We start from the raw sequence: 16768 nt of genomic DNA, 5'->3' as shown, positions 1-16768 counted from the left end.
CTCTCAGTTTGCAGCGCGACGATAAAGCGCCAGCGAACCCGCCAATGCCAGGAGCGCGCCGCCACAGGCGCGTTCCAGCCATTTCGCACCTTCCGCCTTCAGGAACCGCACGGCTTGCGAGCCGAAAACGGCGTAGCCGAACATGATCGCGAAATCGAGCGCGGCGAAAACCAGCGCCAGGATGGCGTATTGCGCCATCAACGGCGCAGCCGGATCGATGAACTGCGGCAGGAAGGCCGAGAAGAACAGATATCCCTTGGGATTGGTCACAGCCACCATGAAGCTCTTCAGTCCGATGGGAAGCACGGTGCCCTTCCCCTGCTCGGCATTGGCCCTCAGCATGCCGTCGATCGTTCCCTTCGAGCGCAGCATCATGATCCCAAGGAAAGCGAGATAGGCCGCACCCGCCCATTTCAGCGCCGAGAACCAGAATTCCGAAGCCGCCAGCAGAGCGCCGAGACCAATCGCAACCGCGCCGATCAGCACAAAATCCGACAACACGGCGCCGACCATGCCGGCCAGCGCGCGACGCACGCCGAAGCGGGAACCGTTGGTCAAAGCCAAGAGCACCGTCGGCCCCGGCGTCGCGATACCGATGAAGGAGACTGTGATGAAGGCAAGCAGAGTGGTGGCGTGCATGGTTTCCTCCCCTATGGTTGTCGGAAAGTTGCATGCGATGTCGCGCTTGGCAAGTGGGCACCATTCCGACGGATGCGGCAATCTTTGCGCAGCAAAAAACCCGCTATCTTGCGACAGCGGGTTCAGGATGTTCTCAAAGGGTACGTCGGTAGGCGTTATACGCCGGACTGGCCATCCGAACCGATATAGGCAAGGCGCAGCATGTTGGTGGCGCCGGGTGTGCCGAGCGGCACGCCGGCCGAGATGATGATGCGGTCGCCGGGCTTGCCGAAGCCTTCCTCGGCAACGATGCGGCAGGCATTGTTGACCATATCATCGAGATCGGTGGCGTCATGGGTGACGACGCAGTGCATGCCCCAGACCACGGACAGGCGGCGGGCCGTCTGGATGATCGGCGACAGCGCCAGAATCGGAACCTGCGGGCGTTCGCGCGAGGCGCGCAGGCCCGTCGTGCCCGACGACGTGTAACAGACGATGGCGGCAAGCTTCAGCGTCTCGGCGATCTGCCGGGCGGCGAGCGAAATCGCGTCGGCGCCGGTTGCTTCCGGCTGGGCGCGCTGCGCGTAGATGATGCCCGAATAATGCGGTTCGCGCTCGATGGTGCTGGCGATCGACGCCATCATCGACACGGCCTCGACCGGATAGTCGCCGGAGGCGGATTCGGCCGACAGCATGACGGCATCGGCGCCTTCGAAGACGGCGGTGGCGACGTCGGAGACTTCGGCGCGGGTCGGAACCGGCGCGGAGATCATCGATTCCAGCATCTGCGTGGCGACGACCACCGGCTTGCCGGAACGGCGGCATGCACGGATCAACTGCTTCTGGATGCCGGGAACGGCTTCGAGCGGCATTTCGACGCCGAGGTCACCACGGGCGACCATCAGAGCGTCGGAAAGCTCGATGATTTCCTCGATACGCTCGACGGCCTGCGGTTTTTCGATCTTCGACATCAGGCCGACGCGGCCGCGCGAGATCTTGCGGACTTCGGACAGGTCTTCCGGACGCTGAATGAAGGAAAGCGCCACCCAGTCGATTTCATTGGTAGCGAGCACGGCGTCGAGGTCGACGCGGTCCTTCTCGGTCAACGCGCCGACGCCGAGCAGCGTATCGGGCAGGCTGACGCCCTTGCGGTCGGAAATCTTCGTGCCGGAAATGACGGTGGTGACGATGCTCTTGCCGTCGCATTTTTCAGCGCGCAGAGCCAGCTTGCCGTCGTCGATCAGCAGGCGATGACCGGGCTGAACCGCTTCCAGGATTTCCGGATGCGGCAGGAACACGCGGGTGTTGTCGCCGGGCGTGTCGTTATTGTCGAGCGTGAAGGTCTGGCCGGGCTTGAGATCGACCTTGGTATCGGCAAACTTTCCGACGCGCAGCTTGGGACCCTGCAAGTCGGCGAGAATACCGATCGGACGGCCACAGCGGGCCTCGACAGCGCGGATGCGCTGGATCAGCGAGCGCATGACGTCATGGCTGGCATGGCTCATGTTGATGCGGAACAGGTCGGCACCGGCCTCATGAAGCTTCTGGATCATCTCCTCGGAGGAGGAGGCCGGGCCCAGCGTCGCTAGGATTTTGACTTTTCTGTTGCGTTTCATCAGTTCTGGCTCTCTTGGCTGCCCGGAGTATCGGAAAGCTGAACCATCCAGCTCGCCTGACGCCCCGTGTCGTATTCCTTGAATCCCATTTTCTGGAAGCCGCGCGCGTAGCAATCCTTCACGCCTGGGATTTTGAATTCATTTTCCGCCACGCACATTTCGACGTCACCCGTCCAGCGGCCGCCACGGGCCGCATCTTCTGCGTAGAGGTAATAATAGCGGGACTGGAGCGGTCCCTCGATCAATGTGGCGCAGGTGGTGGCCGGAACCTGCCACCATCCCTCGGTGGTCCAACCTTCCTTCGCCCGATAGCCGATCGCCACGCCCACGAGATTCTGCGTGCCGTTGCAGACACGGAAGTCGGCATGGGCTGCATTCGGCGCAAAGAAAAACGGCGCGGCGGCGGCAAGGATGAAAAAAGCGAATCGGGCGAGCGGCCCTGACCGCGTAACGAAACTTGGCGCGACTTGGCTGAACACGGCTTCCAATGGGCTCCCGGTTATTCGTTGTTGCGTCTTCTTGCGCCGCCATCCAACGAATGTCAACGCAACTCTAATCGATTATATTTTCTTCACGGGATGGTGACGACGCCCTCCAGCGCGCCTTACCCGATCAATCAGGCGAGCCTTGCACCTTCCGCCCTCGCATGCAATCAAACAACGAGATGAAAATGCAATAATCGACAATCCACATGAACGACTTTAAATCCTTCGAGACCATATTCGGCAATCGTGACAAAGGCATGGTCATTCTCGGCGATCATGCAATGCGCCACCTTCCTGAGGCTTATGGCCGGCTTGGCTTGCCCGAAACCGCCTTTGCGCGGCACATCGCCTATGACATTGGCATCGAGGGCCTTTGCCGCCAGCTTGCCGCCCGGCTCGGCGTCCCGGCGGTGCTCGGCGGCTTTTCCCGCCTGCTGATCGATCCCAATCGCGGCGAGGACGATCCGACGCTGATCATGAAGATTTCCGACGGAGCGATCATCCCCGGCAATCATCCGATCACCGACGAAGAGTGGAATTATCGTATCAAGACCTTCCACCGACCCTATCATCGCGCTGTTGAGGAGACGATCGCCTCGGTCGCGGATGCCACCGGCAAGGCACCGCTGGTGCTGTCGCTGCATTCCTTCACACCGGCCTGGAAAGGCGTCCCCCGCCCTTGGCATGCCAGTGTACTCTGGGACAGCGACGAGCGCGCCGTCTTGCCGCTTCTTGCAAAGCTTGGCGCCGATACCGATCTCGTCATAGGCGACAACGAACCCTATGACGGGGCGCTGAAAAACGACACCATGTACCGCCATTGCATGGTAAAGGGCATTCCGCATGCGCTGCTGGAAGTCCGCCAGGACCTGATCGGCGAAGAGGCCGGCATTGCCGAATGGGCCGAGCGGCTAGCGCCGATCTTTTCAGCGATGAACGACGATCCGGCGCTGCACGAATACAAGATCTATCCGTCGCGCACCGGCCCATACGAAGAGGCTTGATCCCAAAAAGTGTGAAGCGGTTTTTGGATAAGATCATGCCATAGAAGAAATGTAAGGAAGCCAAGATGAGCGCGCTCAGCAAGCAACAACAGACCGAACTGGAAGCGGCAGCCTTCCGCCGTCTCGTCGCGCATCTGCGCGAACGCAGCGACGTCCAGAATATCGATATGATGAATCTCGCCGGCTTCTGCCGCAACTGCCTTTCCAACTGGTATCGCGAGGCGGCCGAAGAAGCGGGCCTGCCGGTGACCAAGGACGAATCGCGCGAGATGGTCTACGGCATGCCCTATGAGGACTGGAAGAATCTGCATCAGGCCGAAGCCTCGGCTGTGCAAAAAGCCGCTTTTGAGCAGAACAAGCCGAAAGAATAGACCGGCTTTCGCCAAGACGGCTTGACCTCGCGCTCCATTCGCGGCACGTCAACGGCCCGATCGAATTCGAAACCCCACGCACTCTGGAGACGATGTATCCGAGACTGCCGGCGTCACCCGCAATCAGCTTTGCGCTTCCGTCGAAGCGGATCGAGCGGATGGACGCGCAAGACAAGCGCATGGGATTTCGGCCAGGAATTTCGTAGTTCCCGCTTTTAAACAGGGAATTGCATGAACCACAGAGCAGCGCAGGCTGCTGCCTTGAAAGGAAAAGAAAATGGACGACACGACGAGTGTTGAGAATGTCGCCGCCGCCGAACTGCGGGCGTTCATTGAGCGTATCGAACGGCTTGAAGAAGAAAAGGGCGCCATCCAGTCCGACATCAAGGACGTGATGGGCGAGGCAAAGGGACGCGGCTACGACACCAAGGCGATCCGCACCATCATCCGCCTGCGCAAGAAGGACGCCAACGAACGTCTCGAAGAAGAATCCATCCTGCAGACCTATATGGCCGCACTCGGAATGGAATAGGCCGCAGCCCGCCTTCGGGCGCTGTGCTGAAAACCTATGATCAACAAAACCCAACGGCCGGCATTTGTCCGGCCGTCGATCGTTCCACCTTTTCCATGGATCAGGCACGCATACCAAATTGCCGCATTGAGCTCGCCCATCGAATGTCGTAGGTGCTTTGCCTGCAAGAGGCGATGGGGACGGCAGTGGGGAAAAAACTCTCCGGGACAACACAGTGGCTGCTGCGCATTCTATGCGCCTTTGCGCTGTTGTCCGTCGGCTTTGCCCATCAGCCGGCCATTTCCAGCGCCGACGAACTGACACCCGCTGCACTTGCCCAATACAGGCTGCCGGACGGAACCCTGCCGGTTCTCTGCGTCACCGAAAAGACGGCGGACGGCAAGGAGCACAGCAAGGCGCATGTGCCGAGCTGCGAGGCCTGCCGCATCTCTTCGGCGGCTCTGCTTCCCTTACCGCCGGCGGATATCTGCGAGCATCTCGCCTTCGCAAGCCAGGATATCCCCGCCCCGAAAACCGAAGCTTTCCACCGCCAGCTCTATCCGCCGAACACCGGCCCGCGCGCGCCGCCCATCCTCCGCATTACCATTGCCTGAGCCTGCGTTGCGGCCCGCGCCGTGACGCTCGTCGTCAACGGCGGCCGGACCATGCACGAGCTCTGATCGTGCCGGCTGCGGGTGGATTGCCTCCATGCTGATCATCACTGCGCGAAACGGGCGGCCTCGGCAGCCCAACCGCCTGTGCAGCTCTGCATAAGGCTACGACCAAAGCGGTCGTGACTTTCCCCGCAGACAGGCCCTCCCGCCGCCAGCCGGATTTCCGGAGGATCTTTCATGTCTACCTTCACCGCGGCCGAACCAGAAGCCGCAACCACCGACACCATCTCGCTCTATCGCGCGATCTGGCGCTGGCATTTCTTCGCCGGCCTACTCGTCATCCCCTTCATGCTCAATCTGGCGATCACCGGATCGCTCTATCTCTTCAAGAACGAGATCGACACCACCTTCTATGCCCATCGCCATGTCGTCGCCGATACTGGATCTGCGTTGGCGCCGCAGCAAATCGTCGACGCGGCGACCACAGCCATGCCGGGCGCCAGGGCTACCTCCTATCGCGAAGCCCCGGCCGGCAATCGATCGGCCGCGGTCACCGTATCGAAAGGCGGCCAGTCAACCGTCGTCTATGTCAATCCGCACAATGGCGAGGTGCTGGATTCGGTCGGCTCCAAACAGGATTTCGGCTGGGTCGTCCGGCGGCTTCACAGCCTCGACTATTTCGGGACATGGACCAACCGGCTCATCGAGATCGTCGGCGGCTTCGCGCTCGTGCTCGTCGCCACCGGCCTCTATCTCTGGTGGCCGCGCAAGCAGACCGGCGGCGTCCTCACCGTTCGCGGCACGCCTTCACGCCGCGTCTTCTGGCGTGATCTGCATGCCGTCACCGGTGCCGGCGCGGGCGTCCTCATTTTCTTTCTCGCCCTCAGCGGTATGCCCTGGTCTAGCTATTGGGGCACCAATGTCAAAACCTGGCTGACGGAGCACGATCTCGGCTTTCCCGCCGCCCTCTGGGACAATGTGCCGACATCGACAAAGGTCACGGACGATATCCTGCCGGCGCCGGGCTGGATCGTCGAAAAGGCGCCAATTCCCTTATCCGACGTCGCCGCCGCGCAACAAGCCAAGCCGATCGGCATCGACAAGGCGGTGGAGATCGCCAAGGGGCTCGGCATGGCGCCGGGTTTTGCAACCGCCATCCCCTCCGACGCAACCGGCGTCTACACCGCAGCACTCTATCCCGCCGACCTTGCCGACGAGCGCACCATCCACATCGACCAATATTCCGGAAAGCCGCTCGTCGATCTCTCTTTCAGCCAGTACCCGGCTCTCGGCCAGGCGATCGAATGGGGGATCAACGTCCATCTGGGTCAGGAATGGGGCCTCTTCAACCGGCTCCTGATGCTGGCGACCTGCCTGGCGATCATTCTGTCCTGCGTGACGGCCGTCATCATGTGGTGGAAGCGCCGCCCAGTGGGTCGCCTCGGCGTTCCGCCCATGCCGCCACGGAAGTCCGTCTATATCGGCCTATGGCTGATCGTCATCGCCTTCGGCGCAGCCTTCCCGCTCACCGGGCTCGCCATCGTCGCCATGCTGCTCTTCGACCAGATCCTGTTGCGCTTCGTGCCGCCGTTCCGGCGCTTCTTCTCATGACGGCCTCTCCCCCATTTTCAAGAAGGATATCGATCATGCTGAAACTCGTCACAACGCTTACTGCCTTCGGCCTTGCATCCCTTCTGTCCCACGCCGCCTTGGCAGAGGACTTCGCCATCGGCGATCTCCGCATCTCCGATCCCTATGTGCGGGCCATGATACCGGGCGCGCCGGTCGGCGGCGGCTACATGACCATCACCAATACCGGCTCTACCGACGATCGACTGGTCGCGGCGAGCTCGCCGCGTGCGAGGATGGTCCAGATCCACGAGATGACGATGGACAAGGACGTGATGGTCATGCGCGAGCTTGCGGATGGCCTGCCCATCCCCGCCGGAAAGACTGTCGAACTGAAGCCTGGCGGCTATCACGTCATGTTCATGAAGGTCGGCGAGGGCTTCAGAGAGGGCCAGACAGTGAAAGCCACCCTCAATTTCGAAAAGGCAGGTCCCGTCGATATCGAGTTCCCGGTCGGCCCCGCCGCCGGCGGCAAGGTCAGCAATCGCGAAGACATGGGCGCGATGACCATGCCCAATGCGGCTGCGGGAGGCGCACATGCCGACCAGACGAAGTAAAGCCGCTGACCGCCTTGGGGCGTTCCCCTGCAAACCGCTGAAGCCGCTTGTCCTCATGCCCGTCCTGCTGCTTTCGGGCTGCAACATGGTCGTGCTGGCACCGTCCGGCGACATAGCGATGCAGCAGCGCAATCTCATTGTCATCTCGACCCTGTTGATGCTGCTCATCATCATCCCGGTGATCTTTCTGACCCTGTTCTTCGCCTGGAAGTACCGTCAATCCAACACGGAAGCAGCCTATGATCCCGAATGGCATCATTCCACACGCCTGGAGATCGTCATCTGGTCGGCACCACTGGCCATCATCGTCGCGCTCGGGGCCGTCACCTGGATCAGCACCCATCAGCTCGATCCCTATCGGCCCTTGGACCGGATCGATGCCTCGCGGCCTATTCCTCAGGGCATCAAACCACTGACGGTCGAAGTGGTGGCGCTCGATTGGAAATGGCTGTTCCTCTACCCCGATCTTGGCATCGCGACGGTCAACGAACTCGTCGCACCCGTCGATATCCCGATCAACTTCAAGATCACCGCCGCTTCGGTGATGAACTCCTTCTTCGTCCCCGCTCTTGCCGGCCAGATCTATGCCATGCCGGGCATGGAGACGAAGCTGCATGCGGTCATCAATCGCGTCGGCGACTATGAGGGTTTCTCCGCCAATTACAGCGGCGCCGGCTTCTCCAACATGCGGTTCAAGTTTCGCGGCCTCGCAAACGCGGATTTCGATAACTGGATAGGCAGGGTCCGCTCGCAAGGAACGCCTCTCGGCCGCCTCGAATATCTGAGGCTGGAGCAGCCGAGCGAGAAAGAGCCGGTCCGTTATTTCTCCTCCCTCGATCCAGCACTTTACGAGGCGATCCTCAACATGTGCGTCGACCAGGCGAAGATGTGCGTCAGCGAGATGATGGAAATCGACGCCAAGGGCGGCGGCGGCATGGAAGGCATCAACAACATCATGCGGCTTACCTATGACGACCGTCTGGGCGGCCAGCAGACAAAGCGGCCAGCCGCCCCTTTCGTTGCCGCACTCTGCATCCCGACCGGCAAAGGTCCAGGCGGCAGCGTCGCCATCACGGCGCCGGCACAGAAAATCAATATCGAGTGAAGCCGCAGACGATTGTGGCGGCGCCAATCATGCCGCCGCTCAACCGCTATCCAACACGCAAAGGAGAATCCAATGTTCACGAGAGAATGGACCATCCCCGCCATCCTGGGCATCGTGCTGCTGATCGTCTGCGGCGCGCTCGGTTATTTCACATGGAGCCTGATGCCGCGGCCGGACGCGGCGGAAACCAATATTGGTGCGACGTTCACCCTGACCGACGACCGCGGACAGCCCATCACGGAGCAGGCGCTCAAGGGTCACCCATCGCTTATCTATTTCGGCTACACCCATTGCCCCGAAGTTTGCCCGACCACGCTTTACGAGATGGCCGGTTGGTTTAAGGCGCTTGGGGACCAGGGCGACGCGCTGAAGGCCTACTTCTTCTCGGTTGATCCCGAACGCGACACACCACAGATCATGCACAACTACACCGGCAACTTCACCGACCGGATCACCGGGATCACAGGCGATCCGAACGAGATGCAAAAAGCGATCAAGGGCTGGCGCATCTATGCCAAGAAGATGCCGACGCCGGACGGTGACTACACCATGGATCACACCGCTTCGGTTCTGCTGGTGGGTGCTGACGGCAATCTCAGGAGCATGATTGCCTATGGCGAGGATCCCAACATCGCCTTGCAGAAGATCCGTAATCTTCTGCAATAAAGGCGCTGCCTCCCCCGATTACCCGGCCGGACAGGATCCGGACGGACTATCCGGCGGCCATGATCGACCGCCGGAAACCTGCCGCAGAAGCCCTGCGGATCATCGATCCTTAAAGGACAATCACCATGCCCCAGATGAAGAAACTCCTTATCGCAGCCTTCACCGCCAGCTTCGCCTTCGCAGGCCAAGCCTTCGCCCATGCCCATCTCAAATCAGCCGTGCCAGCTACCGACGGCACCGTGAAGGAGGTGCCTTCCGAACTCGACCTGACCTTTACCGAAGGATTGAACCTCAAATTCAGCGGCGTGACTGTCACTGGCCCGGACAAGACGGTCGTGAAGACGGGCGAAGCCATGCTGATGAAGGGTGATACCACGCTGATGATCCCGCTTACGGACAAGCTGGCGGCCGGTAAATACACCGTCGAATGGCACGTCCTTTCCACCGACGGCCACAAGACGAACGGCACCTACAGCTTCACCGTCGCGCCGTAAGATCTTCATGATCCCATCGCCGCTAGACGTGCAGCTAATCTACCCGGAAACACATTTCCGGATGAAATGGAGCCAGCTGTCATTGCGGCGAACCGTGGCGCGCGGCAGACCAAAGGGATCATGGTCCTGCCGCGCCCTGCCCCGTCGTGTCGTCGTTGCCGCACTGTAGCCGGCCTCATAGGCCAGAACCCGATCGAGCGGCATTTCGTCCCCATAGGGGAAACAGAAGGAAGAGACGATCTCGTCCAGCATGTCCTCCAGCAGCTCCCGGGAGTGGGCGATCTGGCGGCGGGCCTCCTGCATCGGCAATTGCGGAAGATGCACATGATCGAGCGTATGCGAACCGACCTCATGTCCGAGCGCCACCCATTTGCGCAGCTGCTCCAGCGACATGCAGGGCGCCCGCGCCACGCCGTTGGGAATGTCCCAGACGTTGCTGCCGCCGACCTGATTGGCAACTACGAAATTCGTGGCGGTGAAGCCGAACTCCTGCAAGACGGGCAAGGCGTTTTCGTAGACATTGGCATAGCTGTCGTCGAAGGTGATGGCGGCAACCTTGCCGGTCTTGGCGCCCTGGATGTAGGGGAGCGACTCACGCAGCGAAAGACCCTGTACGCCCAGTCTTTTCAACCACGCCATCTGGTTATGGAAAGCCTCCGGATGCACGGCCATGCTTCTGAAAGGCGCGCGCCGCGAGGGCGGCACCGCGATCTGATGATAGAGTAGAATTGGAACGGCCAATGTGTATGGTCTCAGCTTGAACGGCGGGAACGTATTGCGATTTTCGCACGATAGAGCGGCCGCAGGATCTCTCTCGACAGCTTCTCGAACACGGTCTTTCTGCTCTTGATGGTGCTGCCGCCGAGTTGCGAGGATATTTCATGCACACCGCCCGGCAGGACAGCGAGGGGCGACAGGCCGGTTATCCAGCGCATCTGGACGGTCGTGTCGACCGGACGGTCAAACAAGGCCGTCGCCTCCAGCAACCGGATGGCGGCATCACGGCTGACGAGCTGCGCCACCATGCCAAGACCGACTCGGCCTGGCTGGATGACGCTGGCCTGACCATGCGTCAAAACGCACTCACCATGTTCCTTGCCCATCCGGAAAGGAAAGCGAATGAAGGCACCCGGCGTGAGGCATGCCTGTGCGGCGGCAAAAGCGGCATGAAACGAGGCGTCGATCTCCACGTCATCTTCAAACACGAGGCCGGCATCGACACCCTGCTCGACGATCGCCGCCCATGCCTTGCGATGCGAGAGGAAACAGGCGATCTCGCCGACACTCATCTCGAAGGGATAGCGCGGTGTGTGCAAATGCCGACGATAGACGAGGTCTATGTCGGCGTCGGGCAAAGCGCTTGCATCAACGGCCTGGATGATGTCGCTTCGAACCGGAAGCATGGCCGCGAGCCTTTCCACCTGGGGCAGACGATCGCGCGCGCGATCCAGGTGAATGATGAAGCCGCGTATGTTCGCCTGAGCCGGCCGCGCGTTGATCGTGCCCAAAGGAACTTGATCCGGCTCCAGCCCGGCATGAGCTCTTTCAAGCGGCGCGGCAGCCGAAAAGCCGATTTTATAGGTCTGCATCTATGAGATCTCGCTGTCTTATCCGAGACCCCGTAACAATCGTGAATGAAGGCGAACTTAGGCAAACCTGACGCGAAACTGAAAACGAACACTTTCAATGCTCCCGTGCAGGCGCATCGCCCCCGCACGGCGACGTTCTAGGCAAGCATGCTGATACGGTCGCACGCTATCTGATCCTCGACCCAGCGGCGTTCGTCCTGCCAGGCATGGCGCTTCCACCCCTCCCAGCTGAATCCGCATAGTTTCACGTCCCATTCACCTATGGGAAAGTTTGAAAGAACATGGCAAATGCCGAGAAACCCAGTGCTCGGAAACACCTCACGCATCCTGGGGCCAGAGACACCTAGAGCCGCGCAGCCATCAAGATAGAATTGCGGCGGCATGATGCGGATTTCCTTCCCCGCACTGCCGATCAGCTCGATTGCCTGCATCGTCCAATCGGCCCGCCTTCCCTTCATACGCGAGAGGATATTCGGCCTGGGGTGATATTTGCGGATGATACCCGGGTGATAGACCAGCACCACCTCTTTCACAGCCTTGAAGGCAGCGCTTTCCAGAAAGGCCGGATCGACCAATCGCCGCTGCATCGCCTTACTCGACGCAGCCAGCATGAGCATATCCGTGCGCGTGCCGCTCATGCCGCCGGACAGGTTCGGCGCGTTGAAGCGCATCACGAAGTCCGCATCGTCCACGATCCGCGAGAGATCGTGGTGCAATTTTCCATTGCCGATGATAACAGCCGTCTTGCGCGTCAATAGAGGATATCCAGCCCTGTCGCTGTGACGGACTAGCAGCGCTTACTGAGCCAAGGATGAAATTCCCGGCAGTTACAACAGGCAACGGAGACATCACTCCACCCGAACCGGGTGAAATGATCCCCGCCTTGCTCACAATGGCAACGAAAGCTCGCCTGCCGCTATTCTTTGCAGCGTTTGGACGAAGAGATCGCATTCCACCTGCATTACGCGGCACTCGATAGCTGCTACATCGTCCGAAGGATTTATGCGAACTTCCGTGGCTGCGATGATGCGGCCGTGATCGTATTCCGCGTCCACCAGATGGATCGTGGCCCCAGTCACAGGCTCCCGTGCGTCAAGAACGGCTTGATGTAGTTTTCTGCCATACATGCCCACCCCGCCATACCTTGGCAGAAGCGCCGGGTGAACGTTCAAGATTCTTCCCTCGAAAGCTGAGAGGGTCTTCGGACCCAGCCTTCGCAGATAGCCCGAGAGAATGACCAACTCGACGCCAGCCTCAACAAGGGCTGCATGCAGTTTTTCGTCAGCCTCGGATTCGACCCCCTTTGTCGGAATGTACAAAGCAGGGATACCGCAATCGGCGGCATAATCGAGCGCAGGGGCGCTCAAACGATTGCTTACCAGAAGCGAAATGGTCGCATCGAGCTTGCCCGCGACAATTGCCTCGGCGATGGCGCGGACGGAGGAACCATTGTTCGAAGCCAGAGCTGCGATGCGAAGCGTTTTCATCGACGTTGATGCTCAACCGGTGTTCTCAACATCGTCCACGATGTTGAAAGAAAAAATCGCCCGCAGCGCCATGCTGCAAGCGATCTCGTGTCTAACTCAACATGTTCGAGGAACCAGGATCGCCCCGACTACTCGACCGAATTGAACTTCTTGACCTGCAGGAAGTTCACGGCCGTGCCGCTGAAGCGCTCGGGATCCATCGAGGCGGTCTGCACCTTGAAGCCTTCCGTGTAGACGGCGGTCGGCTGGGCACGAAGCGTCGGACTGACGAAGCGCGGTGCCTTGACCGGGCGATTGACGATCTCGACACGGGCATTGGCGATCGCCCATTGCGAAATCATCTTATCCGTCAGCTTCGGCGGGGTGGTCACCGCGGCGCGACCGGAATCGGCCACCACGGCGTCCCGCTTATTCGGACGGCCACCCTTCGTGGCGATGCCAGCGGCAATCGGACGTTCCTGCGGCGCCATCACTTCAAAACTGTCGTTGAAGCGGCGGCTGCTAGCCTTGCTTTCGCTGGCGGTCGGCGCAAGGGCCGCCACCTGCATCGGCATCTGCTGCACCGGCCGCTTCTGCGGCAGGACAGCGGCAATAGCGCGCACGGCATCATTATCGGCCGCTACGCTATTCGCCGGCGGCACCTCATCCTTGGAGGCGACATTGTTGGCGACCGTATTGACGGCAACGCCTGCATTCGCATCCGACTGATCGGCGCGGCGCTGCTCGAGCGCGGCAACGATCGCGGGCGAAAGCGTTCCCTGATCGGCTGCATCGTCGATCGCATCCGGGTCGGCATCGGCGGAAGCCAGAAGATTTTCGGCGATTTCCGGACGTTCGACCGGAACCGGAACACCGACGGCCTGATCCGTCACGTCAGATTCGGCAGAGGCCATTTCGGCATCACCGGGCGTGCGACGGTTAAGCAGGGCCGGAACCGGAACGCGATAGTCACGCAGATCGGCATATTGCTGTTGCTGGGCATCCGCTGTCGGCATTGCCGCGGCAAGCGCATCCTGAGCGGCATTACGCGGCGGCGACATCAAAGCCGAAGCGACCTCGCTGCCGGCCTGGTTCCCGAAAGCCGGACGAACCTGCGGAACAGGCGCATTGACGCTGGCAACCTGCTGCGTCACCGGCTGGCTGTCGTCGCCGTCGTCCGTTGCTACAGGAGCCCGCTGGGTGTTCTTGGCAACCAACGTGGTCGGCGCTGCCGCTGCCGGCGCACCGGTATCCGCATTATCCTCTTCCTCGTCAGCACCGCCGCCGCCAAACAGCCGGGCGAAGAAGCCACGGCGCGAGGGCGAAGAGCTGGCGATCTGGATATCGTCGGACGACATGCGGCGCTTGTAATCCGCAACAGCCTGCTGGTAGCCGGGCAGCGGACGGCCGTCGGCCGGAATATGCATGGTCTTGCCATCGGGGAACAAACGGACAAGTTCCTGGCGATCCATGCGCGGCCATGCACGCACGCCGCCGACGTCCATATGTACGAAAGGCGATCCGGAGGTCGGATAGTAGCCGACGCCGCCGACCTGAAGCTTCATGCCGATTTCGCGCAGCTTGGTAAGCTTGACGTCGGGAATATAGAAATCCATCGCATTGCCGAGCATATGCTGGCTCTTCTTGGCGACGCCCGTATGGGCCGAACGCGTGCGCAGCATCTCGTTGGTTCCCGGCGAACGGAAACCGCAGACAACATTGATGAATTCATGGGAGCCGCTTTCGCGGTACACTTGCCAGATCAGGTCGAACAAATGCGGGTTCATCTTGGTCGGCTGGTTTTTACGCCAGTCGCGCAGGATGCGGTTCAGCTTCTCCAGACCGGCCGGGTCGAACTTGCCGTCACGCTTGTAAGTGATGACGGCCTTTTCGCCCGTATGCACGAAATAGATCTTGAGGCTGCGGGTCTCCCCGCTCGCTTTCGACGGCGAACCAACGAAAACAGGAGTAGAGACGGCCAGCGCCAGCAGGCCAACGGCTAGAACCTTGGCCACCTTGCGAAATATCTCAGAGCACGCAGAATGCCAGCTCAAGCTATTAGGCTTGGTATTTCCACTCAGATTCGGCAATTCGATCCCCGTCCGACAGACAATGTCGCATCGTGTTCCAAATGGCTGTCAATTGCGGTGACACGATGGCAAAAATGCCACACATGGTCGCCCTCTTCATACATGGTGAACGATGCACTAACAAGTGCTTTACGACAGGTAACAAAATATGCTTGCCTAAACGTTAAACCGTGCTCACGCCGCGTTTTTTTGCGGGTCATCCGGGTCTATCCCATAGTCTTTCAACTTGCGATAGAGCGTCGAACGGCCGATTCCGAGCTTCCTTGCCACCTGACTCATTTGCCCTCGATAGAATTTGAGAGCGAACCTTATGAGCTCTTCCTCGACATCCGCAAGCTTTCTGACATCGCCGGATGTATCGGTGCTGACGATGACATTATCCGACGCTTGCGCGGATGACGTGTCCACGATCGAGAGCGGCGAGGTTGTAGTTTCCTCCGATGACGCGACCCGCAAGCCGCGCTCAAACCTGTCTGCCGCGACGCTATCGGCGCCGTAGGTCTGGGAATTATCCACAACTAACGTCGGATGCTCGCCAGTGAAATAGCCGGGCAACTGCGCCGCGATCTGCGGAAAATCGGTTTCCAGCAGCTCCGGTCCCTCCGACAGCACGACCGCGCGGAAGACCGCATTTTCGAGCTGGCGGATATTGCCTGGCCAGTCATAGGACGTCAGCAGCGCCAGAGCGCCATGGCTGATCGCCAGCGAATGACCGAGCTTCTGTTCGAACGCGAACCGATCGGCGAAAGCACGCGCGAGATGCGGGATGTCCTCCTTGCGGCGGCGGAGTGCCGGCATGGTGATCGGGAAGACGTTGAGGCGGTAGTAGAGATCCTCACGGAACCGTCCGGCCTTCACCTCTTCGATCAAATCCTTGTTGGTGGCCGAAATCAGCCGGACATTGACCTTCTGCGCCACGCGGGCGCCGACCGTTTCGATCTCGCCCTGCTGCACGGCGCGCAGGAGCTTGACCTGCACCTCCAGCGGCAGATCGCCGACCTCGTCGAGGAACAGCGTACCGCCGTCCGCTTCCATGAACTTGCCGACATGCCGTTCCGTGGCGCCGGTGAAGGCGCCCTTCTCATGACCGAAGAGAATGCTCTCGACCAGATTATGCGGAATGGCACCGCAATTGACCGTCACGAAAGGCTTGCCGGCGCGGTCGCTGGCGGCCTGGATGGCACGGGCCACCAGTTCCTTGCCGACGCCGGATTCGCCTTCCAGCACCACGGGTATATTCGATTGCGACGCGCGATGGGCGAGATCGAGCACCCGCATCATCGCCGGGCTCGCCGAGACGATGTCGTCGAAGCTGATCGCACTCGATCGCGATTTGCGTCCGGCGCGGGCCTTGGCCTCGCGCTGATCGAGTTTCAGCGCGTTGGCGATCGACGCGCCTATCCGTTCCGGCGAAACCGGCTTGACAACGAAATCGAAGGCGCCGGCCCGCATGGCCTGCACCACGGTCTCGATACCGCCCTGCCCGGTCTGCACGATCACGGGAATATCGGTGCCCATGTCGCTGAGAGCGCCCAGAAGCTCGAGGCCGTTCATCTCCGGCATCATGAGATCGAGCACGATCACATTGATCTGATCGCCATTGCGCTTCAGAAACTCGAGGCCGAAGCGGCCATTTTCTGCCAAGTGAGCAACATGTCCATGTCGCTCGATGGCATTTTTCAGCAGGCGTCGTTGGATCGGATCATCCTCAACAACGAGAACCTGCGCGCCCCCCTTGGCGCTATTCAATATGGTCATTGGTGCCTCACTTCATGCGAAACCTGGGGGAACCTTCGCAGAAAGGCTTGAACACGAAGTTTTGCCAAACCATCGTATTTTAATCATTATGACGAATGTAACATCGTCTATGACTCCATTGCGCGACCGCAGAAAATCCGCGCTTGCGGCGGCCTTTTCGGCCGAATAGACACGAATTGACCGGATCGTTCTGAA

18 protein-coding genes are annotated in these 16768 nt (G+C 60.4%); 9 read left to right on the top strand and 9 right to left on the bottom strand.

Annotated elements, in window-relative coordinates; translation table 11 throughout:
• Positions 1-3: 3 nt before the first annotated feature.
• The 3 genes from PMI03_RS26625 to PMI03_RS26615 form a co-directional block, all read right to left on the bottom strand.
• On the bottom strand, positions 4-639 hold the full coding sequence (locus PMI03_RS26625; protein WP_007701172.1) for a LysE family translocator: 636 nt from the start codon (positions 637-639) through the stop codon (positions 4-6).
• Between the two features lie 155 nt (positions 640-794).
• Positions 795-2234 carry a pyruvate kinase gene (pyk, locus tag PMI03_RS26620; RefSeq protein WP_007701164.1) on the bottom strand — a complete coding sequence of 480 codons (1440 nt, stop codon included), beginning with the start codon at positions 2232-2234 and terminating at the stop codon, positions 795-797.
• Positions 2234-2722: a DUF1036 domain-containing protein gene (locus PMI03_RS26615; RefSeq protein ID WP_007701162.1), complete on the bottom strand. Its 489-nt coding sequence runs from the start codon at positions 2720-2722 to the stop codon at positions 2234-2236. Before PMI03_RS26615 ends, pyk begins: the two co-directional genes overlap by 1 nt.
• Positions 2723-2925: 203 nt before the next feature.
• Here PMI03_RS26615 and PMI03_RS26610 point away from each other — a divergent pair, with 203 nt between their 5' ends.
• The 9 genes from PMI03_RS26610 to copC all read left to right on the top strand — a co-directional run bounded on the left by PMI03_RS26610 (position 2926) and on the right by copC (position 9670).
• Positions 2926-3723 (top strand): N-formylglutamate amidohydrolase, encoded by a 798-nt coding sequence (locus tag PMI03_RS26610; protein ID WP_007701160.1) that lies wholly within the window; start codon positions 2926-2928, stop codon positions 3721-3723.
• A gap of 65 nt (positions 3724-3788) precedes the next feature.
• On the top strand, positions 3789-4094 hold the full coding sequence (locus tag PMI03_RS26605; RefSeq protein WP_007701158.1) for a DUF1244 domain-containing protein: 306 nt from the start codon (positions 3789-3791) through the stop codon (positions 4092-4094).
• Positions 4095-4371: 277 nt separating this feature from the next.
• Positions 4372-4626, top strand: coding sequence for a DUF2312 domain-containing protein (locus PMI03_RS26600; RefSeq protein ID WP_007701156.1), 255 nt, complete (start codon positions 4372-4374; stop codon positions 4624-4626).
• A gap of 173 nt (positions 4627-4799) precedes the next feature.
• Complete coding sequence (locus PMI03_RS26595) at positions 4800-5219, top strand: hypothetical protein (protein WP_052034310.1); 420 nt, start codon at positions 4800-4802, stop codon at positions 5217-5219.
• Between the two features lie 237 nt (positions 5220-5456).
• Positions 5457-6830: a PepSY domain-containing protein gene (locus PMI03_RS26590; RefSeq protein ID WP_007701149.1), complete on the top strand. Its 1374-nt coding sequence runs from the start codon at positions 5457-5459 to the stop codon at positions 6828-6830.
• Positions 6831-6865: 35 nt separating this feature from the next.
• Positions 6866-7405 carry a copper chaperone PCu(A)C gene (locus tag PMI03_RS26585; RefSeq protein WP_007701146.1) on the top strand — a complete coding sequence of 180 codons (540 nt, stop codon included), beginning with the start codon at positions 6866-6868 and terminating at the stop codon, positions 7403-7405.
• Between the two features lie 55 nt (positions 7406-7460).
• Positions 7461-8510: a ubiquinol oxidase subunit II gene (gene cyoA / locus PMI03_RS26580; protein WP_081500831.1), complete on the top strand. Its 1050-nt coding sequence runs from the start codon at positions 7461-7463 to the stop codon at positions 8508-8510.
• 72 nt (positions 8511-8582) lie between these two features.
• Positions 8583-9176 (top strand): SCO family protein, encoded by a 594-nt coding sequence (locus PMI03_RS26575; protein ID WP_007701142.1) that lies wholly within the window; start codon positions 8583-8585, stop codon positions 9174-9176.
• Positions 9177-9301: 125 nt separating this feature from the next.
• A complete protein-coding gene (gene copC, locus PMI03_RS26570) occupies positions 9302-9670 on the top strand; it encodes a copper homeostasis periplasmic binding protein CopC (RefSeq protein WP_007701140.1) in 369 nt (122 codons plus the stop codon).
• Between the two features lie 39 nt (positions 9671-9709).
• Here the strand turns inward: copC and PMI03_RS26565 are convergent, their stop codons facing one another.
• The 6 genes from PMI03_RS26565 to PMI03_RS26540 form a co-directional block, all read right to left on the bottom strand.
• Positions 9710-10411 carry a polysaccharide deacetylase family protein gene (locus tag PMI03_RS26565; RefSeq protein ID WP_007701130.1) on the bottom strand — a complete coding sequence of 234 codons (702 nt, stop codon included), beginning with the start codon at positions 10409-10411 and terminating at the stop codon, positions 9710-9712.
• 11 nt (positions 10412-10422) lie between these two features.
• Positions 10423-11259: a glycosyltransferase family 25 protein gene (locus PMI03_RS26560; protein ID WP_007701127.1), complete on the bottom strand. Its 837-nt coding sequence runs from the start codon at positions 11257-11259 to the stop codon at positions 10423-10425.
• A 137-nt stretch (positions 11260-11396) separates the two neighbouring features.
• Positions 11397-12014 carry a glycosyltransferase family 29 protein gene (locus PMI03_RS26555; protein WP_007701124.1) on the bottom strand — a complete coding sequence of 206 codons (618 nt, stop codon included), beginning with the start codon at positions 12012-12014 and terminating at the stop codon, positions 11397-11399.
• 132 nt (positions 12015-12146) lie between these two features.
• Entirely contained in the window at positions 12147-12746 is a 600-nt protein-coding gene (locus PMI03_RS26550) for a phosphoribosylglycinamide formyltransferase (RefSeq protein WP_007701121.1), read from the bottom strand.
• A gap of 128 nt (positions 12747-12874) precedes the next feature.
• The gene (locus PMI03_RS26545) at positions 12875-14815 is read right to left on the bottom strand and encodes a DUF882 domain-containing protein (RefSeq protein ID WP_039974724.1); all 1941 of its coding nucleotides are present in this window, start codon (positions 14813-14815) and stop codon (positions 12875-12877) included.
• A 174-nt stretch (positions 14816-14989) separates the two neighbouring features.
• Positions 14990-16573 carry a sigma-54 dependent transcriptional regulator gene (locus tag PMI03_RS26540; RefSeq protein WP_007701115.1) on the bottom strand — a complete coding sequence of 528 codons (1584 nt, stop codon included), beginning with the start codon at positions 16571-16573 and terminating at the stop codon, positions 14990-14992.
• Positions 16574-16768: the final 195 nt, after the last annotated feature.

Origin of the sequence: Rhizobium sp. AP16, assembly GCF_000281735.1 — a bacterium.
Lineage (GTDB): Bacteria > Pseudomonadota > Alphaproteobacteria > Rhizobiales > Rhizobiaceae > Rhizobium > Rhizobium rhizogenes.
This window is presented reverse-complemented; position numbering and strand designations above follow the sequence as displayed.